General features: G+C 37.8%; 18 protein-coding genes. 14 read left to right on the top strand and 4 right to left on the bottom strand.

Annotated elements, in window-relative coordinates:
• Window positions 1-10: 10 nt before the first annotated feature.
• Together R6U77_RS03150 and R6U77_RS03145 are read left to right on the top strand one after the other, a co-directional pair.
• Window positions 11-397 (top strand): hypothetical protein, encoded by a 387-nt coding sequence (locus R6U77_RS03150; RefSeq protein WP_293927963.1) that lies wholly within the window; start codon window positions 11-13, stop codon window positions 395-397.
• Between the two features lie 362 nt (window positions 398-759).
• Window positions 760-1,746 carry a homoserine dehydrogenase gene (locus R6U77_RS03145; RefSeq protein WP_319837404.1) on the top strand — a complete coding sequence of 329 codons (987 nt, stop codon included), beginning with the start codon at window positions 760-762 and terminating at the stop codon, window positions 1,744-1,746.
• Between the two features lie 51 nt (window positions 1,747-1,797).
• Here the strand turns inward: R6U77_RS03145 and R6U77_RS03140 are convergent, their stop codons facing one another.
• Entirely contained in the window at window positions 1,798-2,028 is a 231-nt protein-coding gene (locus R6U77_RS03140; protein WP_293927958.1) for a MerR family transcriptional regulator, read from the bottom strand.
• Window positions 2,029-2,139: 111 nt separating this feature from the next.
• On the opposite strand from R6U77_RS03140, the gene R6U77_RS03135 reads away from it, so the two are divergent.
• The 4 genes from R6U77_RS03135 to R6U77_RS03120 all read left to right on the top strand — a co-directional run bounded on the left by R6U77_RS03135 (window position 2,140) and on the right by R6U77_RS03120 (window position 7,288).
• Window positions 2,140-2,826: a response regulator transcription factor gene (locus tag R6U77_RS03135; protein ID WP_319837403.1), complete on the top strand. Its 687-nt coding sequence runs from the start codon at window positions 2,140-2,142 to the stop codon at window positions 2,824-2,826.
• Between the two features lie 142 nt (window positions 2,827-2,968).
• A complete protein-coding gene (locus tag R6U77_RS03130) occupies window positions 2,969-5,242 on the top strand; it encodes a HAMP domain-containing sensor histidine kinase (RefSeq protein ID WP_319837402.1) in 2,274 nt (757 codons plus the stop codon).
• A gap of 132 nt (window positions 5,243-5,374) precedes the next feature.
• Window positions 5,375-6,442 carry a metallophosphoesterase gene (locus tag R6U77_RS03125; protein WP_319837401.1) on the top strand — a complete coding sequence of 356 codons (1,068 nt, stop codon included), beginning with the start codon at window positions 5,375-5,377 and terminating at the stop codon, window positions 6,440-6,442.
• Between the two features lie 18 nt (window positions 6,443-6,460).
• Complete coding sequence (locus R6U77_RS03120; RefSeq protein ID WP_319837400.1) at window positions 6,461-7,288, top strand: undecaprenyl-diphosphate phosphatase; 828 nt, start codon at window positions 6,461-6,463, stop codon at window positions 7,286-7,288.
• 48 nt (window positions 7,289-7,336) lie between these two features.
• Here R6U77_RS03120 and R6U77_RS03115 read toward each other — a convergent pair whose 3' ends face one another.
• Window positions 7,337-8,134: a TIGR00266 family protein gene (locus R6U77_RS03115; RefSeq protein ID WP_293927940.1), complete on the bottom strand. Its 798-nt coding sequence runs from the start codon at window positions 8,132-8,134 to the stop codon at window positions 7,337-7,339.
• A 167-nt stretch (window positions 8,135-8,301) separates the two neighbouring features.
• On the opposite strand from R6U77_RS03115, the gene R6U77_RS03110 reads away from it, so the two are divergent.
• The 6 genes from R6U77_RS03110 (at window position 8,302) to R6U77_RS03085 (ending at window position 15,861) form a co-directional block, all read left to right on the top strand.
• Window positions 8,302-9,774, top strand: a complete 1,473-nt coding sequence (locus R6U77_RS03110) for an aldehyde dehydrogenase family protein (RefSeq protein WP_319837399.1) — start codon at window positions 8,302-8,304, stop codon at window positions 9,772-9,774.
• 108 nt (window positions 9,775-9,882) lie between these two features.
• Window positions 9,883-11,055 (top strand): saccharopine dehydrogenase family protein, encoded by a 1,173-nt coding sequence (locus tag R6U77_RS03105; protein WP_319837398.1) that lies wholly within the window; start codon window positions 9,883-9,885, stop codon window positions 11,053-11,055.
• A 287-nt stretch (window positions 11,056-11,342) separates the two neighbouring features.
• Window positions 11,343-11,984, top strand: a complete 642-nt coding sequence (locus tag R6U77_RS03100) for a hypothetical protein (protein ID WP_319837397.1) — start codon at window positions 11,343-11,345, stop codon at window positions 11,982-11,984.
• Between the two features lie 17 nt (window positions 11,985-12,001).
• Window positions 12,002-12,574, top strand: coding sequence for a hypothetical protein (locus tag R6U77_RS03095; RefSeq protein ID WP_293927929.1), 573 nt, complete (start codon window positions 12,002-12,004; stop codon window positions 12,572-12,574).
• A gap of 325 nt (window positions 12,575-12,899) precedes the next feature.
• Complete coding sequence (locus R6U77_RS03090; RefSeq protein ID WP_319837396.1) at window positions 12,900-15,044, top strand: beta-propeller domain-containing protein; 2,145 nt, start codon at window positions 12,900-12,902, stop codon at window positions 15,042-15,044.
• Window positions 15,045-15,117: 73 nt separating this feature from the next.
• On the top strand, window positions 15,118-15,861 hold the full coding sequence (locus R6U77_RS03085; RefSeq protein ID WP_319837395.1) for a GNAT family N-acetyltransferase: 744 nt from the start codon (window positions 15,118-15,120) through the stop codon (window positions 15,859-15,861).
• A 24-nt stretch (window positions 15,862-15,885) separates the two neighbouring features.
• Here the strand turns inward: R6U77_RS03085 and R6U77_RS03080 are convergent, their stop codons facing one another.
• Window positions 15,886-17,310, bottom strand: coding sequence for a polysaccharide deacetylase family protein (locus R6U77_RS03080; protein ID WP_319837394.1), 1,425 nt, complete (start codon window positions 17,308-17,310; stop codon window positions 15,886-15,888).
• A gap of 180 nt (window positions 17,311-17,490) precedes the next feature.
• Between R6U77_RS03080 and R6U77_RS03075 the strand changes: the two genes are divergently transcribed.
• Together R6U77_RS03075 and R6U77_RS03070 are read left to right on the top strand one after the other, a co-directional pair.
• Entirely contained in the window at window positions 17,491-18,243 is a 753-nt protein-coding gene (locus tag R6U77_RS03075; protein ID WP_319837393.1) for a threonine/serine exporter family protein, read from the top strand.
• A gap of 13 nt (window positions 18,244-18,256) precedes the next feature.
• The gene (locus tag R6U77_RS03070; protein WP_293927921.1) at window positions 18,257-18,730 is read left to right on the top strand and encodes a threonine/serine exporter family protein; all 474 of its coding nucleotides are present in this window, start codon (window positions 18,257-18,259) and stop codon (window positions 18,728-18,730) included.
• A gap of 59 nt (window positions 18,731-18,789) precedes the next feature.
• Here R6U77_RS03070 and R6U77_RS03065 read toward each other — a convergent pair whose 3' ends face one another.
• Entirely contained in the window at window positions 18,790-20,799 is a 2,010-nt protein-coding gene (locus R6U77_RS03065; RefSeq protein WP_319837392.1) for an EAL domain-containing protein, read from the bottom strand.
• Between the last annotated feature and the right edge of the window lie 136 nt (window positions 20,800-20,935).

Below are 20,935 nucleotides of genomic sequence, written 5' to 3'. Positions count from 1 at the left end.
AGTGTTGGACATGGGACGTACATATAGTGCACAAAATATCGCATCTTATATCGTATATGAATTAAATGAAACGTATACATTTGTTAATGCACAGGCGATTCAATTATTATTGGCAAATGTTGAAAAGATGTGGATGAAAGTATTTGGACACAGTGCGTTCTTAGAAACAACATGCGATTTATCAAATGGCTATATTATTAAGGAAGTTTACGATGCGTATACAGACTGTGGCAGTCACCATATTGATATACCAGCAAAAGAATGGTTTTTGCGCTATGGTGAATTCCAGCTTATCCAACGCACATATGCAGTGCCTGCGTTTACAGCTTTAGAGGAAAAAATTATGCAATCAATTTTACAAAATTACCGAAGTAGACAATTGACACAAGTCAGCTGAAATATTTCTTACTATATAATAGAAGAAATTCCCCCATTTCTTTTATTCATAAATGTCAAGGGCTGTCGGGAATCAACTTCCTAGCAGCCCTTTTAAATTTCGCAACGCACATAAAGTGACCTCTCTGAGAAAACAAATGTCCATTTAAGGTAGAATTTCCTTGTAATATCCTAAGGATTGCGCTAGAATCACTATATAATAACTAGAACGATGCATCAAAATAAAGTCTTTAGTGCAAATTTTGAAGTGATTATCCTAAGGAAATTTAGATAAAATGGCACTAAGATAAAACAAATTGTAATTTTTGTACATCATACAAAGTATGATTGGTCGTGAAAGGAAATTTGGAGGCGAATTAGATAATGGCAACAATAAAGGCAGCCATCCTCGGTTTTGGAACCGTGGGGCAAGGAATTTATCATATATTAAAGGAGAGGAAGCAGGAGCTCCTAGAGAAGCTAGGTGTGGAGCTCGAGGTAGCAAAAATATTAGTAACAGATGCAAGTAAAGAGCGTGTACAAAATACACTGCATTTAATGACGGAAAGTATTGAAGATGTATTGGCAGAGCCAGGCTTACACGTTGTATTTGAAGCAATTGTCAACGAGGAGCCAGCATTTTCTTATTTAAAGCGCGCAGTTGAGCATAAATGTCATGTGATTACAGCGAATAAGGTGATGTTTGCAAAGCGCGGGCAGGAGCTTGAGCAGCTTGCAAAAGAGCACGGTGTAGGTGTAGGATATGAAGCGTCTGTAGCAGGTGGCGTACCTGTTATTAAAACGTTGAAAAATATACTGTTGGTAAATAATGCACAGCGCATTCAAGGGATTTTAAATGGAACGACAAATTTTATTTTAACAAAAATGCGCATTGAAAATGTTCCCTTTGAGGAAGCTTTAAGTGAAGCACAGCGCCTAGGCTATGCAGAAGCAGATCCCTACAATGATGTCTCAGGGCAAGACGCCTTCAAAAAACTAATGATTTTATCAAGCTTAGCATTTGGTGAACAGCCAAATTGGGCAGAAATAGAAGTAATCGGTGTTGATACAATTTCTCAAACGGATATGGAAGCAGCAAATTTACAAAATTTGCGTTATCGCCATGTTGCTGAAATTGAGCGTTTAGCAGACGGAACGCTAGTTGGCAAAGTGACACCGCTATTAGTAGACAATGTGCATCCATTATATTCAATCGATGATGTAAATAATGCTGTTACCGTTGATACAGACTACATTGGAACAATTACACTTGTAGGACCAGGTGCAGGTATGTACCCAACTGCAAGTGTGATGGTAGAAGATTACGCAGCAATTATGTTGAAGGGCGTAGGGCAGGCTGTATCCATCTAAATAAGTGCCAGGCACAGAAACAATTCTGAATTGTTTCTGTGCCTGGCACTTTTAATCTTCATCCTTTACATCAATATCTTCAGGAATGGGTGTATGACGCCAAATTTCAATTTCCTCTTTAATACGTTCAATTTGCTCATGATATGTATCGAATTGACCGCTGTTAATTAAAAATTGTTCCCCATCGTGTACTGCTTTGATGCGGCCGTTATGAATATAATGTAAAATTTGTTCTTCTGGCATATTTAAATCTATCGCTGTTTGGGCTACAGTTTTATACATAAACGACATTTCCTTTCCACTTCTTCAGAATTTCTTAAGATTTACAATAAGCAATACTTCATTTTTATCCTTTATTATAACATTATAAGAACTTATAGTGAGGTGAACGATATGACAAAATTGACGGTATTAGTCGTGGATGATGACCAGGATATTCGCGATGGTATCGAGATTTATTTAAAAAATGATGGCTATCATGTATTGAAAGCTGGAGATGGTGTAGAGGCTTTAAATATGCTGTCACAGCATGAGGTGCATTTAATCGTTTTAGACATTATGATGCCTAATATGGATGGTATTACAGCGACTTTTAAAATTCGAGCAGAGCGCAATATCCCTATTATTATGCTGAGTGCAAAGGCAGAGGATTCGGATAAAATTCACGGCTTATCAGTTGGAGCAGATGACTACATTACGAAGCCGTTCCACCCGTTAGAGCTGATGGCACGTGTGAAATCACAGCTTCGTCGCTATGTTGAGCTAGGGACATTTCAAAATAGTGCAGTACAGGTAGAGGGCTTGGAGCTAGATGCCGCGGGGCGTCAAATTTTGAAGGACGGAGAGCCTGTAAAGCTAACGCCAATTGAATATAAAATTACTGAATTATTATTAAAAAATGCAGGGCGTGTTTTTTCCATTCAAGAAATTTATGAAATGGTTTGGAAGGAAGAGGCCTATAATGCTGAAAATATTGTTGCAGTCCACATCCGAAAAATCCGCGAAAAAATTGAGACAGATCCAAAAAATCCACGTTATTTAAAGGTTGTTTGGGGACTTGGCTACAAAATGGAGAAATAATGTTGCGCTAATTTGTACAGTTATTAGTGCGGTAGCTAGTGTGATCGGTCTTATTTATATCGGGATATTTTTGTGGGCGGCAAAAGCGGATTTAATCAATACATTACAGTTATTACGAAAGCTTTTTTAGGAGGATAAAGGAATGAAGAAAGGGAGAGGCGTCCTTACACTTTTTCTAATTTTTTGGACGGTATTTGCGCTAACGTCTTTTGTAAAAGACGCGGATAAAATTATAGGTAAATCCTTCGTAACCTCAGATGAATTTCAATCAGAGCTACGCAATTATTATGAGGGATTATATCAACATGTTTTAAACACATTTGATGCAGAGAAGGTAAAGGAGCAAATAACCGTTAATAAAGATGAAATTCAGTATTATCGCAATTATTATGGCTCGTTAGAGGAACAAGTAGGGAATGTTGCATCACAATATGATTACCGCATACAGGAGGAAGGCGTTTCTGCTGAAGTAAAGGAAGTATTAAAGCAAGAGCGTGACCGTAAGATTGAGGAAATTAAGAAAAACTTTGCAGATGATGCACATGTAGAAGCGAAAATTCGCACATTAAAAGAACAGCTGATTGATAAATATGCTGAAGAAAGAGGGCGTTATCGCCGAGATTTCCTTAAATCGACTAGCTATAGCATGTTCAGCTATGATTTAGTGAATGTTGAGACAGGACAAAGCTTTTTGAATAGCAGCACGAATGCACCGAGTATTTTTAAACAGCAATTTACAGGAGATGGTGGGGAATATTTTACACCTGATGCTAATGGAAGCTTTGTCTATGCTGAGGCCATGACAGATTGGGCTATGTGGTCTGATAACGTTGCAACATCGATTGATACAGAAATTTATTTGGATGGGGCAGTGGAAGAAAGTTATGCCTTATTAAACCACTCTGTGCCACTGACACTTGAACAGCCAAAATTTACGGGAACAATTTCTTTACCTAAAGCAGCATTAAAAAATACAGAGTTAAAAAGAAACTATGAAGGCTTTCAAACATTTAAAATGCTCTCCTACCTTATTTGGGCAATCGGTTTAGTTACATTCGCCATATTGCTCTATATAATACGTACTAAAAAAACGGGAATCAGCGTTTTGTTCCCAAAAATTAAGCGATTGTTTGATAAGCTACCGATGGATATAGCACTTGCTTTAGCTTTATGTGGCACCATACTACTTATTGGCGCTATTGATGGGCTAGTACATTCACTTTATAGCGTTGCTTATTACATTCAACATAATACAGGATTTTTATGGGATTCTATTATCTTCTTTGTATTGAGCACTAGCCTATTTACAATAGTAGCTATTTGCGCAGTATGGCTAATGGAGGATATTCGTAATATCGAGCGCTGGCAAAAATCGTTTTCGTTAAAGCTTTGGCAAGTAGGTCAAGAAGCCTTTTTAAATCGTTCCATCGGTGTCCAAACAGTCGCAATACTTATCATATTTTTCCTTGCAGGGATAGGGTTTGTAGGCGCTATGATTGATGGTAAGCTGTTCCTTATTTATATACCGTTGTTCTTATTTATACTTGTGCCAGCATTATATATATTCCTTCATCGAATGGGCTACCTAAATCGTGTGATGAAGCAAACGGAGGATATGGCAGAAGGGCGTTTAACGAGCGATATTGAAGTGAAGGGCAAATCGCCGATTGCAGTACATGCAGAAAACTTAAATAAATTAAGAGATGGTGTTCGTACATCGATGACGGAGCAGGCGAAGAGTGAGCGCTTGAAAACAGAGTTAATTACAAATGTTAGCCATGATTTGCGTACACCGTTAACGTCGATTATTACGTATACAGATTTATTAAAAAAAACAGATTTATCAGAGGAAGAACGCAGTAAATATATAGATATACTTGATAAAAAATCAGCACGTTTGAAAACGCTAATTGAAGATTTATTCGATGTGTCGAAAATGGCTAGTGGCAATGTGGAGCTATTGAAGCAGCGTGTCGATTTAGCACAGCTCTTACAGCAAGCGATTGGTGAGCATGAAGAGGCATTTGTGACAGCTAACTTAGATATGCGTGTTAATATTGAAAGCCAGCCAATTTTCGCCTATGTGGATGGGCAAAAATGGTGGCGTGTAATCGATAATTTAATCGTTAATGCACAAAAATATTCGTTACAAGGTACACGTGTTTACATTACATTAAAGCAACAGGGCGCAGAGGCAGAGCTTATTGTGAAAAATGTAGCGAAATATGAGCTTGTAGAAAATGTTGATGAGCTAACGGAGCGCTTTAAACGTGCAGATACATCACGTCATACAGAAGGCTCTGGCTTAGGCTTAGCGATTGCGCAATCTATCGTGGACTTACATGGAGCGCGAATGAAAATTGAAGTAGATGGCGATTTGTTCAAAGTAACAGTCGCAGTACAAGTAGCATATTAAAAAGAGGGCTGACGAAAGATTTTTTCGTCAGCCTTTTAAAATTAAATTTCAGTTTTAAGGCTTATATTTTTCTACACACAATTAGTAATGATATACTTTTGCATGTAGAAAAAAACAGGAGGATACTGTACAGTGCAATATTTAATTGGTACATTAATAGTTGTTATTTATAGTGGGCTTACATTTTACATAGGCTGGAATTTTAATTTATGGCTAGCATCTATAAATATACATATATCAAATTTTATTTTTTGGCCGATTCTTTACATAGTAGCGTTTGGCTTTTTATTAGGGAGAATTCATGAATACTTGCGTCCGTTATCGATTTTAGGTAACTATTGGATGTTTATTTTTGAATATGGGTTAATTTTATGTATTATTGCAAATATCGTTGTCTTTATAACACCATTGACAGCACGTACGACTGGTAGTGCTGCAATCATTATTTTTATTATGCTTTTCGTTTATGGAACGTATAATGCATATTCTCCTGTTGTACGAGAAACAACAGTCAAGATGGATATTGATCAACCTTTGAAAATCGTAATGGCATCAGATTTTCATTTAGGTGTCTTATCAAATAAAGCACATTTGCAACGATTTGTAACATTATCAAATGAGCAAAATCCTGATGTTGTCCTATTGGCAGGAGACTTAGTGGATGACAAGCCAGACCTGTTTATTAGGAAGGGTATGGGAGAAGTGATGGCACAGCTAAAATCGACATATGGTGTATATGGGGTGCTAGGTAATCATGAGTATTACGGAAACGCTATTGCAGAAGTTGTTGCTGAGCTAAAAAAAGCGAATGTAAAAATGCTATTAGATGAAACCATTTTAGTAGCAGAGCGTTTCTATTTAACAGGGCAGGAAGATTCGACAAATAAAGAGAGAAAACAGATTGCAGATTTAGCACCGATAGAGCGAGATAAGCCTTGGATTGTGATGAATCATACGCCGAATGATTTACATTCCCCTGCACAGGCAGGCGTGGATTTGCACGTATCAGGGCATACCCATTTAGGGCAATTATGGCCAAATAATTTTATTACAGATAAAGTATTTGAATTGGATTACGGCTATAAAAATAAAGATGGCATGCATGCGCTCGTTTCAAGTGGCTTCGGCTTTTGGGGCCCACCAATGCGCATAGGCAGTCGCTCGGAGCTATGGGTAATTCATGTTGAACCAACTAATTAATATTGGAGGAATTACAGAGTGGAATTAATTGAATTATTAAAAGCCTTGATTTTAGGCTTTGTAGAGGGGATGACCGAATTTGCACCTGTATCATCAACAGGACATATGATTATCGTTGATGATATGTGGCTGAAAACGAAGGAGTTTTTAGGCTCTAGCTCTGCGAATACATTTAAAATTGTCATTCAGCTTGGCTCAATTTTAGCGGTTGTTGTTGTTATGTGGAAGCGCATGTTGAGCTTAGTAGGTTTGTATAAAATTGAAGGGCAAACAGCGAAGCAGCGTTTTCATTTAGGTCATGTTATTGCAGGTATTATTCCAGCGGGCATTTTTGGCGTATTATTTGAGGATTTTATTGATGAGCATTTATTTTCAATTAACACAGTGGTGATTGGTTTAATTATTGGGGCATTTTTAATGATTATTGCTGATAAATTTGGTCCACAAAAACCAACAATTACTTCATTAGATCAAATTTCATATGCAAAAGCATTGAAAATAGGCCTTGTGCAATGTTTATCGTTATGGCCAGGCTTCTCACGCTCAGGCGCTACAATTTCTGGAGGGGTTTTATTAGGCTTAGATCATAAAACAGCAGCGGACTTCACATTTATTATGGCTGTGCCGATTATGGCAGGGGCAAGTGGCTTATCTTTAATTAAGCACTGGGAGGATATTAACCCAGACCACTTTATGTTTTATGCAGTAGGCTTTATTAGTGCCTTTGTCTTTGCATTAGTATCAATTAAATTCTTCTTGAAATTAATTTCACGTGTGAAACTAACGCCGTTTGCGATTTATCGTATTGTATTGGCAGCCGTGTTATTAGTAGTGTTGTATTTATAAGTGACAAAGAGCTAGCAGGGAAAATTTCCTGCTAGCTCTTATTTATTGCTATTTATTAAATAAATCGAACAATCCACCAATGCCGCCTTCGTCGCTTGAGCGGCCACCACCGCCCTTGCTCGCTGGAGCTGCTGCGAATACGCGGCTTGCTAAGCGGCTAAATGGCAATGATTGTACCCATACAGTACCAGGACCACGCAATGTTGCTAAAAATAGCCCCTCTCCACCAAATAATGCAGTTTTTACGCCGCTTACCATTTCGATATTGTAATCAACATCCTGTGTCATTGCCACGAGACAGCCTGTATCAACACGCAATGTTTCACCAGGCTGCAAATCGTGACGGTGAATTGTGCCACCTGCATGGATAAATGCCATGCCGTCACCTTCGAGCTTTTGCATAATGAAGCCTTCTCCACCGAAAAAGCCTGTTGCTAATTTGCGTTGGAATTCAATGCCGACAGAAACGCCTTTCGCCGCTGCTAAAAAAGCATCCTTTTGACAAATAATTTTGCCACGCCAAACGCTTAAATCAATCGGAATAATTTTTCCAGGATAGGGTGCTGCGAAAGAAACATGTCGTTTGCTAGAGCCTACGTTTGTAAATGTCGTCATAAATAGGCTTTCACCTGTTAATAAGCGTTTACCAGCACCCATAAGCTTATCCATAAAACCGCCACCACTGCTTGCAGAGCCATCACCAAATATCGTTTCCATACGAATGTCATCTTCCATCATCATTAAGCTGCCCGCCTCAGCAACGACTGTTTCAGAAGGGTCAAGCTCCACTTCTACAAATTGCATATCATCCCCGTAAAGCTTGTAATCAATTTCATGGTTATTCATTATTATTTTCCTCCTATCAAAATCTCATTTTATTAATATGTACGTATTTTGAAGAAAAGAAGTTTCAAAATATTAAGACTAGAAAAAGGATTTAAAGAGGAAAATGTCGAATAGTTTGTAGTGTAACATGAGAAATGAAGTTTTTGCGTATGGAAAGGAGAGAATCAATGGAACTGAAAAACTATATAGCTGGAGAATGGGCTAAGAATGAGCTACAAAGAATGCCGATTATAAATCCAGCAACAGGTGAGCAACTAGGTACAGTGCCACTCTCAACAAAAACGGAAATTGATGTAGCTGTTCAAGCAGCAAAGGAAGCACAAAAAAGCTGGGCTTTGCTACCCGCACCAAAACGTGCAGATTATTTATATGAAATAGGCTTTAAACTAAAAGAGAAAAAGGAATATTTAGCTCAAATTTTGACGAAGGAAATGGGCAAAGTAATTGAAGAGGCGCGTGGAGAGGTACAGGAAGGTATCGACATGGCGCTGTATATGGCTGGTGAAGGGCGTAGATTATTTGGTGAAACAACACCGTCTGAGCTAACAAATAAATTTGCAATGAGCGTGCGAGCTCCGATTGGTGTAGTTGGATTAATTACACCGTGGAATTTTCCAATTGCTATTGCGACATGGAAGGCGTTTCCTGCACTTGTAGCTGGCAATACATTCGTTTGGAAGCCATCAAATGAAACGCCAATGATGGCATATGAGCTGGCGAAAATTTTTGATGAAGTTGGCTTACCTAAAGGTGTTGCAAACATTGTATTTGGTACGGGGCCAACGATTGGGACCGCGATGATTGAGCATCCGGATGTGCGCGTAATTTCCTTTACAGGATCAACAGCAACTGGCAGTAAAGTAGCGGAGCTTGGTGGTAAGCATTTGAAAAAAATATCGCTTGAAATGGGCGGTAAAAATGCAGTTATCGTCATGGATGATGCAGATGTTGATTTAGCTGTACAAGGCATTGTTTGGAGTGCCTTTGGAACTGCCGGGCAGCGATGCACTGCGTGTAGCCGTATCATTGTACATCGCGATGTGAAAAAGGAGCTTGAAGAAAAGCTCTTAAAGGAAATGCAAGCGATTACAATTGGCGATGGGCTTGATCCTAACGTAAAGGTAGGTCCAGTAATTAATCGTCAGGCACTTGAAAAAATTAATCATTATGTGCAGCTCGGTAAGCAAGAGGGAGCCACGCTACTAACGGGTGGTCATATATTAGCTGATGCACCATATGATAAAGGCTTTTATTTTGAGCCAACTGTTTTCACAAATGTCCTGCCAAATATGATTATTGCACAGGAGGAAATCTTCGGACCTGTCGTCAGCATTATTGAGATTGATAGCTTAGAGCAAGCAATTGAAGTAAATAATGGCGTGCGATTTGGCTTATCCAGTTCTATTTTCTCACGCAATGTGAATACGATATTTAAAGCACAGCAGCTTTTAGATACAGGTATCGTTTATGTCAATGCTGGAACGACAGGAGCGGAAATTCATTTACCGTTTGGCGGTACAAAAGGGACTGGCAATGGTCATCGTGACTCTGGTCAGGCTGCACTGGATGTTTACACAGAGTGGAAAAGCATCTATGTAGACTATAGTGGGACATTACAAAGAGCACAAATTGATAGTTAAATCATCTTTTTAACGGAAAGTATTAAGCTGTAACAAGGATATACGATGTTTCAAGAAGTAATTTTGATTTACTAATAATGACATACTAAATAAAAGGGGTTGGATTACATGAAAGTAGTAGTTCTAGGTGCAGGCTTAATGGGGAAAGAAGTAGCACGTGATTTAGTAGCAAGTGAATCAGTTGAGAAAGTATACTTAGCAGACTTAGTAGTGAGTGCAGCAGAGGAGTTTGTTGTAACGTTAAATACAAATAAAGTGGAAGTCATTGAGCTTGATGCTACCTCAAGTGAATCCTTAGAAAATGTGATGTCAAAAGGGAATGTAGCAATCAATGCATTGTTTTATGAATTCAATGAAGCAGTGGCAAAGGCAGCGATGGCAACAGGTGTCCATACAGTTGATTTAGGTGGACATATTGGTGGCATAACAGAGCATGTACTGGCGATGGCTGATGAAGCAAAGGCTGCGGGCGTTACCATTATTCCAGATTTAGGGGTTGCACCAGGGATGGTCAATATTTTAGCTGGATATGGTGCAACAAAGCTAGATAAGGTAGAGTCTATTAAACTATATGTAGGCGGTATTCCAACAGAACCGAAGCCACCGTTACATTACACGCATGTATTTTCATTGGAAGGTGTGTTTGACCACTATACAGAGCCATCTAAAATGATTCAAGATGGCAAGCTCACAGAGGTGGAATCGCTAACGGGAGTTGAGCCAATTTACTTCGACGAATTTGGTGTATTGGAGGCGTTTTATACATCAGGAGGTATTTCGACACTGTACCAAACATTCCCGAATGTCAAAACGCTAGAATACAAAACAATTCGTTATAAAGGGCATGTCGAAAAGTTCAAGCTATTGGCTGACTTAGACTTCCTCAGCAAAGACAATGCAGTAGAGGTGAATGGGCAAGAGGTAAGCGTGCGTGATGTTGTGCGTGAGGCTTTAAAGAAAAAGCTAGAACTTGGAAAGAAAGTGGATGCCGTATTATTACGTGCAATTGTTTCGGGTGAAAAATCCGAGGAACAAGTAACGTATGAATATGAAATGGTCGTGAAAAAGGATTTAGAAACAGGCGTAACGGCAATGGCTCGTGCAACAGCGAATACAGCGTCTGTTGTTGCGCAAATGATTGGTAGTGGGCTCATTTCGGAGAGGGGTGTTTTCGCACCGGAATCGATTGTACCAGGTGGAGCGTATATTGAGGAAATGGCGAAGCGTGGCGTGGTTATTAGAGAAACGTCCCATCGTTCAGCAATGATTGTTAAATGGTAGAATGCAATATGGCTGGAGGGGAATACTTTCCCCTCCAGCCATATTTGTTTTATAAAGAAAGTTAATAACATATAAATGAAAAATGTCGATTAAAGTAGTCTTACATCTTAATTTGTCTAAATAATGTTATAGATACTTATTTTGGATTGTATTATAATGAATTATATAATTTGGTAATTTAAGTATTTGTGAGGTGGTAAAGTAGGAGAAATGAAATTTTGAATATACTTCGTTATTGGTGAATTGCAGCATATTGATTAATTAATTTTGACTAAGGAGTGATTTATTTGAACAAACTAAAATTCCCAACAATCTTTACAACAGCAGCACTAAGTCTTTCAATTTGGGGTATTTCCTCAAATTTTGCACATGCAAATGAAGGTAATTCCATACCAAGGGTAACTCATGAAAAACAAGGTCATTTGGATATAACAACTTATTACTATGATGAGCCTGTGAATTATGATTTTCAAACCTATATGTTGCCTAACTACACTCCATACTATATACCAGACGACTTTAAAGAGTATGCACTAAGCACTCAAACCCTCTACAAGCAAAAGGCATGGGGCTCAGAAATTAGAAATGATAGTCCATTAGCCGATTCTGTTACACGTTCTGTAGCACGTACTAAATTTGCTAATGGAAAAATAGGGGCTTCAGCAGAAACAGCAGTGAACTGGAAGTTAATACAAGGTAAAGTAGGGATAAATGGAGAAGCTGCATGGGGGAGTTCTACAACAATTACAGTTTCATACAATATTCAATTACCTGCAAAACATAAAACATATGTAGAAATTGGTACAAGGGCAGTGAAATCAACAGGTTCAATTGTTGAATATCGCTCAGGAGTAGAGGTTAAAAGGACGGCAGTAAATGTAGATTATTCATATGATGAGTATATGGATAAAAAATCAACACCACTTTAACAATGGAATATTGAAGTATGAAAACATTACAATCATTCATAACCCTTGTTATCATTACATTATTGCTTCTTCTTGGGGGATGTGTGCAAGAATCGAATGAACCAGATAATCCACAAGACCAAATTACTGATAAAGTAACAATTCCGTTACAAAAGAGGTATTATTCAGTATTAGACTATAATAACTTTATTACTGGTGAACATTTAGTATGTGGAATACCTGATATTTCTTATGAGGGGAATTATTTAAATATTAAATTAAAGATTCGAATTTCATCATTATTACAAGAAAAAATGTTAAATACAGAATCGCCATTTTATTTCAATATAGCAGATATTCCTGGGCATAATACTCTATTAGATGTGACTGCGGAGCCACCTATATTTGTAGAGGGTGATTTAGATAAATTAAAAGATGGTAATTACTATATCATCACGCAATCTATAAAGCTTATTGAAGATGTGCCTGCTGAAATAATCGAAAAATTATTACTTCCCGATACTTATGTACTTGAGGTAGTAAACGAGGAAACATTAGTAGTAGCTATATTTGCTGGGCTAGAAGTAGATATGCTGGATAAACCTATGTAATAATTGACGTGTTGATTATAAAAAACATGCGCAATTTATCAATATAATTGTTAGCTTAATACTTTCGTAGGGAGATAAATCTCTTTGCGAAAGTATTTTTTGTTTTGTTCATAGGCACTAGGAATAAGATAATAGGTACAGAAATTTTACATGACTACTATTGTTATTATCATATACTTTAATAATGGTGAGAAAGAAATACAATAAGAGGAGAAAATGCACTTATTATTTTTCAGAGTTTTTAAAATTTGTGTAACGAATTTTATTATGTCTCGTCTTATTTAATGACATGGAAAGAAAACCATAAAAAGGAGTGGAGCACAACATGGTTAAAAAGCGAACAATGGTCACCATCTTTGTTGCGGCTATTATGTTTATCGCATCAACTGTTTTATTTGAAAATAAAACACTGGCAAATAGCGCTACAACAGTATTGGAAGGGCAGCCATTTTACGCCGAGCTTGCAAAGGGCATTGAAGCGGCAAGCTTAACAAATGGTAAAGTGTATGTGACAAATGCTGCTGGGAAAAAGGTTGAAGCAACTTTAACATTAAATGAAACGGGCGATGCAATTATCGTTTGGGGGCTAAATCAAGGAGAATACACGCTACATGTTGAAAAAGGAGCGTATAAAAAATTGTCATTAAACCATCAGAAAAAAGCGATTAAGTTTAATGTTGTGAAGGCAGTCAAGCAAATAAAATCAACAAAGGATTTAGTTACTTATTTTGAGACGGTAATAAATAATCAAAGCTTTACACGCAATGGTGTAACTGAGGAAATGGAAATGTCTGATGCTGCTGTAGGAAATGAAGCATCAAGCAATAAATCCGCTGATCATTCTACGACGAACAACCAAGTAGAAGGTATTGAAGAAGGAGATATTGTGGTAACAGACGGGCGCTATATTTATGCAATCGTTGAAAATGAGCTTGTCATTACAGATGCAAAAAATCCTAAAAATATGAAAGTTGTCGCAAAAAAAGCATTTAAGGAAAATCAATATTTATCTACTCTAATACTGCATGATTCATTATTAATCGTTGCTTATAATAGCTATGAGGAACGACCTCTACCAGGAAAAGATTACATGCAAACAGTTTCGCTATCCAAATTTGCATTCTTTGATGTGGAGGATGCAGCAAACCCGAAATTAATACGTGAAATTGGGCAGGAAGGTCACATGGCGGGCATTCGTAAGCAGGGCGATGTTCTATATATGGTAACAAACTCAACACCTGATTTTTGGCTGTTACGTGAAGGTGTAGATGTAGAATTGCGTCCATACACATATGATAGCAATGTACAAAACACATCACAGCCAATGCCGATTGAGAAAATCTCAATTTTCCCTGGCAATACAGAACCGAATTACACAACATTATCAGCAATTGATTTGAAAAATCTAGCTAAAAATGAAGTGAAAACAGAAAGCTATTTAGGTAGCGGCTCTCAGTTATATATGTCACCAAAAGCAATTTATGTAACAGCACCTAAGTATGATTTTGTAAGCCCAGCAGCAACAGGGGCGAAGCGTATGGTGACGGATATGATGATTATGCCAGCTACATCAAATACACAAATCTATAAGTTTGATGTAAATGGAACAGCGATTAAGCTAGCGGCACAAGCAGAAGTAAAAGGAACACCATTAAACCAATTTTCGATGGATGAGTATGAGGGGCATTTCCGCATTGCTACAACAGAGGGCTTTGCATGGGGACGCAATGCTGATTCGAAAAACCATCTATTCATTTTAAATAGCGAGTTAAAGCAAGTTGGGGCATTAACAGATTTAGCGCGAGGTGAGCGCATCTTCTCAGCACGTTTTATGGGCGATAAAGCGTATCTCGTAACATTCAAGGAAGTAGATCCACTATTCGTTATTGATGTAGCAAATCCAGCCCAACCAAAAGTGCTAGGAGAGCTAAAAATTCCTGGCTTTAGTAACTACTTGCACCCGCTTGATGACAAGCATTTAATCGGTATTGGCTACGATACAGAGGTTCGCATAAACGAATATTCTAAAGAGCCATTTGTTGTAACGAAAGGTATGAAGCTAGCATTATTTGATGTGAGCGACTTAGCTAATCCAAAGGAAAAAGCAGCTGTTATTATCGGTGGGCGTGGCACATATTCCGATGTGCAATATGACCATAAAGCGTTGCTACGACACATCGAAAAGGGCTACTATGGCTTCCCTGTAACATTGTATGAGGAAAAGAACGTTAATGAAATGCTTTATAAAGGTACAGGGTCACAAGTATATGAAGTGACGACAAACGGCATCAAGCTAAAAGCAGATTTAATTGAACCTGCTCAATCTAGTCAAATGTACGAGGAATGGGATAAGGCAGTACGTCGCCTGATTTATATTGATGACGCACTTTACACGATTTCTCAAAGCGGTATTGTCAGCTATGATTTAAATACATTTAAGAAATTAAATACCGTGAATTTTGCTAAGTAAAACAATTCTACTTGCTTCAAGGCTATTCTTGAAGCAAGTAGTTTTTCTATGTATAGAAGGTTAGGTGAATAAAATGGATGAATTACTTCAGCAGCTATTAAATATTGGCGTGAATTATATAAAGAGCGATAGTGGGATTAGTCTGGAGATTTTGGAGTACAAGCCTCATCAAGCAGCAGAAATCGATTTACTTATTAATAAGCTGTTAGATCAGCTACAGGCATATGATTTGAATACAGTGAGGCTGGAGTGTCCAGCAGTTTTTTTTAATCATCTAGCTTACACTAAAGGGAAAATGCAAATCGTTGGTGAAAGAGTACTGTATAAGAGTAGTTTTATAGCACCACTGGATGTTTCAGAGCAGGATTATGCACTGTGGTCGATTTTTGATAGTAGCTCTATTGCTTTTCTCGCTGCAGTGATGGGAAAAAGCTTTCAAGATGCAGAAAAATTTTTAATGGAAATGAATGCAGAGCTGCCATCACAGGCACAGAAAATGTACACCGTATATATAGTTAATCAGGAACCGATTGGTGTAGTTTTTCCGCATATAGAGCCGAATACAAAGCAAGAAGGTCGCCTCTTTTGGATAGGGGTGCATCCTAATTATTTAGGGCAAGGTTTAGGAAAGAAGCTGCATGCAATTGGGCTGTATCGATTAAAAAATGAATTGAAGGCAAACTCTTATATGGGAATCACTCAAATTGATAATCATCCAATGAGAAAGATTATGGTTGCAAATGGTTGTATACAGTATAAATATACATTAATGTCATTATGTTATTCTATAAAAAATCGCCGCTCTTGTAGGCAGTAAGCTTACAAGAGCGGCGTAATTGCTTTAATGATACTTCAAAACCTCACTAACGGTTACAAATGTATAACCTTCCTCAGTTAAATATTTCAATACATCCTCCAAGCCATCGGCAGTAGATGCATGGATGTCGTGCATTAAAATAATGGCGTTATTATGCATATGATTTTTAATAACAGGCAATAGCTGCTTAGCATCACGATGCTTCCAATCCAATGTATCAATCGTCCAATTGACTACAGGAATTGGAATTAATCCATTTACGCGTTGATTTGTCGCACCATATGGAGGACGGAATACAGTGGCAGATTGTCCAATAGCTTGTTGTAGTGCTTGGTCTGTCGAGTTGTATTCTGCTAAAACTTGCTTAGATGTTAACTTTGTCAGCACAGGATGGCTCCAAGAATGGTTGCCTACTTCATGTCCAGCATCGTATACTTCTTGCGCGATTTCTGGATAATACTGTACGCGGCTACCAAGCATAAAGAAGGTTGCTTTTGCATTATACTGCTCTAAAAGCTGTAGAACATGTCTTGTTACTTTTGGGTCAGGACCATCATCAAATGTAAGTGCAACACGTTTTATATTATCCTGCTCGACTGCACCGTCTGTTGTTTCCTGTCCAGAGATAATTGTTTCAGAGTTCACCATTTGCTCTTGGAATTGCTCGGCTAAAATCGGATTAATATATGAAAGTGAGGTTGTGACAGTTGATATACCCATTTCAGGGCTAGCAATCTCACCTGAATCGAAATACAGAACTAATGCGTCATTTTGAATGGCGAAGCGTTGGAATAATTTCCATTTAGGCTCTGTTTTCGCCAGCATCTCTTCTGCTAATAAATGCCCTTCGAATTCTACGCTATCCGTAATTTGTGAGCGAATATGTGTTGACAATACTTCTAAGTTTTTTAGATTCTCTCCTAAAATAGCACGAATATCTAGTAGCTCACCAGTTTCATAATTATAAAAATAAGTTGTGACTGTCATATCATCACTACTGTTTGTTCTTAATTTTTTCTTTAATACAAACGAGTAATAGTGCTCTTTGTATGGATATGTTTCAAAGATAATATTCAGTTCACCGGGCTCGATTTTATAATTATCGACATTTTTTTCTAAACGCATTTCCGCTATGTAATTTTCTTTTGAAGCTGTAATAAATTTTGTGACGGCTTCATTAAAGGAATCTGAATCTGATTGAGGATATTGAATTGCATATGGCATAGTTTTATCATTTGAAATATCTGTTACAATACGAATACCGGGGAAGCTAGACTGACTTTCTGTTACTTCTCCTTGTATTGTATCTTTCGGTTCATCTTCAGTGGCTTGTTGTTGATCTGGATTAATAACTGTAAAGAATACAACAGCAGCAGCTAAAACGATGATTGCCCCAATAAGAATAAGGTCAATCCATGGGCCGCGTCTTTTTCTACGTTCATTTTTCATGTTGCTTAAAGAGCTCCTTTCTGTTATAAAATATAGACGAATAAGCGCTGAAAAAAGACGACAAATTTTAGAAAAATATTGATAATGTCAATTTTGTATATAACTAACTATAGTAATATGGTTGTTTGAATAATAGAGTTTGCGTTTAATCAAGTTAGAATACCAAGGGAGGTTTGAAAGATGATAGAGAAGCCCCAGCAAAACGAACTAGCTATTGATTGTTTTCTATTAGCTGGTCGCATTATGATGGAAAGTGGAGCAGAAACATATCGAGTGGAGGATACGATGCTTCGAATGGCTCGCTCACAAAATATGAACGATGCACAAAGCTATGTTACTCCAACGGGTATTATTTTTTCTCTTGGTAAAACACAGCCAACACGTATTTCAGCTATTTCGACAAGAGTTACCGATTTACATCGTATTGCACTTGTTAATAATGTATCGCGAAAGCTTACATCTCACATCATAACATTAGAGGAGGCATATGACGAGCTAAATACGATACAAAAGACAAATTATTTCCTGCCCGTCACTTTACAAGTATTAGCTGCATCATTTGCTAGTATTAGTTTTTTGATATTATTTGGCGGAATATGGGGAGATATGCCAGCCGCGTTTATCGCTGGAGGCGTAGGGCAGTATGTTGTGATGGTCATGCAAAAGCTATCACGCGTTAAGTTTTTCTCTGAGTTTGTAGCGACGCTCGGCGTAGGCATGGTTGCCTCATTGGCGCTTTATTTTGGATATGGAACACAAATAGATAAAATTATTATCGGCTCTGTTATGCCACTTGTACCAGGGCTTCTTATCACGAATGCAGTACGCGATTTAATGGCAGGGCACTTTACAGCAGGCATGGCAAAGGGAGCAGAAGCTTTTTTAACAGCCTTCGCCATCGGAGCTGGTATTGCGCTTGTCATGGCATGGTAACGGAGGCGAACAGATGGAATATATCATTCAAATGATTTTTAGTTTTATTGCAACAGCTTGTTTTGGTGTTATTTTCAATGCGCCAGTTAAAGCCATTCCATATTGCGGTATTGTCGGCTCAATTGGCTGGATTATTTATTATCAGCTTGGCATAAATGGTGTAGATGAGGTCAAAGCTTCCTTTGCAGGAGCATTTGTTGTAGCAATTTTAGCAATGGCGCTAGCAAGGAAATTCCGCATGCCGATGATTATTTATAGCGTGTCGGGTATCATTCCTCTTGTACCTGGTGGAGTGGCATACAATACGATGCGCAATATTGTGGAGCTAGATTACGCACTAGGTATGCAAAATGGGATGCGCGTATTTATGATTTCAGGTGCCATTGCGATGGGTCTTGTCTTTGCTGAAGTCATTATGCAAATTTTATTCCGCATGCTGCGAAAAGGAAAAACATCTATTCAATCATTCATAAAGGTGAAAAGATAACAAATAGAGATTAATATTAGAAGCGCATGAAATCAAGTTGGTTTCATGCGCTTTTATTTTTAAGCCTTTTGATAATAAAGATTTTTTACAGCATTTGCGGCTGTTGGCTTACATATATGATAGCCTTGTGCTAAATCGCAGCCGAAGCCTTTGAGCAAATCAAATTGCTCCGCAGTTTCAACTCCTTCTGCTAAAATAGTCAGCTGCATTGATTTAGCTAACTGAATCATGCCGCGTACAAGCTGCTCTGTTTTTTCAGACTGCATCATAGAGCGGATAAACGTTGCATCAATTTTGACTGTTTTTAAAGGCAATAGCTGCATGTAACGGAAAGAAGCATAGCCTGTACCAAAGTCATCAAGTACAAAAACGATTCCTTCCTGTTCTAGCTGGCGCATTTGCTTCATAATCGCCCCTTCGCTCTCTGCCTCTAAAGCAAACTTCTCTGTAATTTCGATTTGAATCAAATCAGCAGGGCATTTTGTACGCTCTAACGTTTCTAAAATAGAGCGTGCCATATTTTTATCACGGAATTCGCGAATCGAAACGTTAATGCTTACCTTTAACGGAATCCCTTCTTTTTGCCATGCTAAAGCTTGCTGACATGCTTGCTCTAAAACGAATGAGCCAATCGAGTGGATAAGTCCCGTTTCCTCAGCAATCGGTATTAACTCATCTGGTGAGACAACTCCGATACTTTCGTCTACCCAGCGAACTAATGCCTCTGCTGCTATAATTTTCCCTGTTTGTATATCAAGCTGTGGTTGATACAGCACATTTAAGTTTTTTTGATCAAGTGCAAGTAGAAGGTGTTTTTCAATCGTTGCCTGTCGACTTAAAGCTTTATGCCCCTCTTTTGAAAGTGACATAATGCTATTGCCACCTGCTTTTCTTACATTTGTAATTGTTAAAGTAGAGGCTTTCATCATTTGACCAAATGTTAGCTGATCCTCTGGGAAGCGCGTAATGCTACCACTAATAGAAAGAGGAACCGCGGTGTGCTCATTGTAAATAGGATTTTGCTGTAAATATGATAAAAATCCTTGAATAAACCATTCAGGCAATGGTGTAATAATAACAAAATCGCTCGCATCAATGCGGGCAACAGTACTATCCTGGAAGTACATTTTAATTCGTTTAGCAAAATCTGCTGCTAAGTTTTTAGCTGCATTAAATTCTGTTAAATCCTTCAGCGTGTAAAATTTATCAATGCTAATGTAAACAAATGAGAAGCGACGATCCTCTTGTATCATTTCATCAATTAAATGCTCCAAGCGATGAACATTCATAAAGCCTGTTTCTGTATCGATATAAGCAATTTTTTCAAGCTGCAACTGAATAGTTTTTTCATTTGTAATATCTTTTTCAATTAATAAAAAGGAACGGTTACCTGGCACTGGGATTGCCAGTAAATCAGTCCAATAAAGCATGCCATCTTTCGTTATTTTTTCTACTTCACCTTTCCATACTTCGCCTCTTTGTAGCGTTTCCCAAATTTCCTCCGAGGCTTGCACTCCTGTAGGTGATTTAGGGAACAGCTGCCAAAATGACTTCCCAATCACGCGCTTTGGTGTCCAATGACTTGTTTTTAAAAATAAATCATTACATTGTGTAATAAGTCCTTCATAGTCAAGTGTAACAACCATGAAATAAGACATAATACTGTTTTTTAAGTGGATAAGCGTATCGCCATCATCCTGGAATGTGCGAATGCTTTTCATAGGAATACAAGTAATTTGCATGCCTTGCTGTTCTCCAAATTGACAAGGTGTTGTCATTAGTGTCATTTCTAACAGTTGATCATGTTTAGTTAAAAGTTGTAATGAATCCAGCTTTAGTGCGCCATTGCTATTTAAAATCGTTTCGTGTATATGTGATGGAGCAACCGAAAATAGCTGCTCGTTAAATATAGCTGAATGGGAAGAGAAATCCTTTGCTGTGTATCCAAATAAATCTTCACAAGCAGATGTCCAATGTAATAAGCATCCATGTTGACTGATGATAAAGGAAGGGAACTGTGCTTGATTTAATAATTCTTTATCTACTTTATAGCGTTGCAAATCTTTCATACTGAGTAATCCTCCTTTATTTTATATTTCAAAGGGATAGTTATATATAGTTTTTGGGTATAAAGTACGAATATGGGTTTTTAATTGAGTATATTATATATCTTTTGAAACAGTATGTGTGTAAATTTTGAAAAAA

It is taken from the genome of Lysinibacillus louembei (assembly GCF_033880585.1).
Taxonomy (GTDB): Bacteria; Bacillota; Bacilli; order Bacillales_A; family Planococcaceae; genus Metasolibacillus; species Metasolibacillus louembei.
The sequence above is the reverse complement of the archived record's forward strand: the minus strand, read 5'-3'. Positions and strand labels throughout refer to the sequence as shown.

Coding starts and splice junctions, on each gene's coding strand:
- R6U77_RS03065 (WP_319837392.1), bottom strand. CDS start 20,799: ATGAAAGATTTGCAACGCTATAAAGTAGATAAAGAATTATTAAATCAA.
- R6U77_RS03145 (WP_319837404.1), top strand. CDS start 760: ATGGCAACAATAAAGGCAGCCATCCTCGGTTTTGGAACCGTGGGGCAA.
- R6U77_RS03115 (WP_293927940.1), bottom strand. CDS start 8,134: ATGAATAACCATGAAATTGATTACAAGCTTTACGGGGATGATATGCAA.
- R6U77_RS03150 (WP_293927963.1), top strand. CDS start 11: ATGGGACGTACATATAGTGCACAAAATATCGCATCTTATATCGTATAT.
- R6U77_RS03070 (WP_293927921.1), top strand. CDS start 18,257: ATGGAATATATCATTCAAATGATTTTTAGTTTTATTGCAACAGCTTGT.
- R6U77_RS03130 (WP_319837402.1), top strand. CDS start 2,969: ATGAAGAAAGGGAGAGGCGTCCTTACACTTTTTCTAATTTTTTGGACG.
- R6U77_RS03105 (WP_319837398.1), top strand. CDS start 9,883: ATGAAAGTAGTAGTTCTAGGTGCAGGCTTAATGGGGAAAGAAGTAGCA.
- R6U77_RS03090 (WP_319837396.1), top strand. CDS start 12,900: ATGGTTAAAAAGCGAACAATGGTCACCATCTTTGTTGCGGCTATTATG.
- R6U77_RS03140 (WP_293927958.1), bottom strand. CDS start 2,028: ATGTATAAAACTGTAGCCCAAACAGCGATAGATTTAAATATGCCAGAA.
- R6U77_RS03135 (WP_319837403.1), top strand. CDS start 2,140: ATGACAAAATTGACGGTATTAGTCGTGGATGATGACCAGGATATTCGC.
- R6U77_RS03080 (WP_319837394.1), bottom strand. CDS start 17,310: ATGAAAAATGAACGTAGAAAAAGACGCGGCCCATGGATTGACCTTATT.
- R6U77_RS03110 (WP_319837399.1), top strand. CDS start 8,302: ATGGAACTGAAAAACTATATAGCTGGAGAATGGGCTAAGAATGAGCTA.
- R6U77_RS03095 (WP_293927929.1), top strand. CDS start 12,002: ATGAAAACATTACAATCATTCATAACCCTTGTTATCATTACATTATTG.
- R6U77_RS03075 (WP_319837393.1), top strand. CDS start 17,491: ATGATAGAGAAGCCCCAGCAAAACGAACTAGCTATTGATTGTTTTCTA.
- R6U77_RS03085 (WP_319837395.1), top strand. CDS start 15,118: ATGGATGAATTACTTCAGCAGCTATTAAATATTGGCGTGAATTATATA.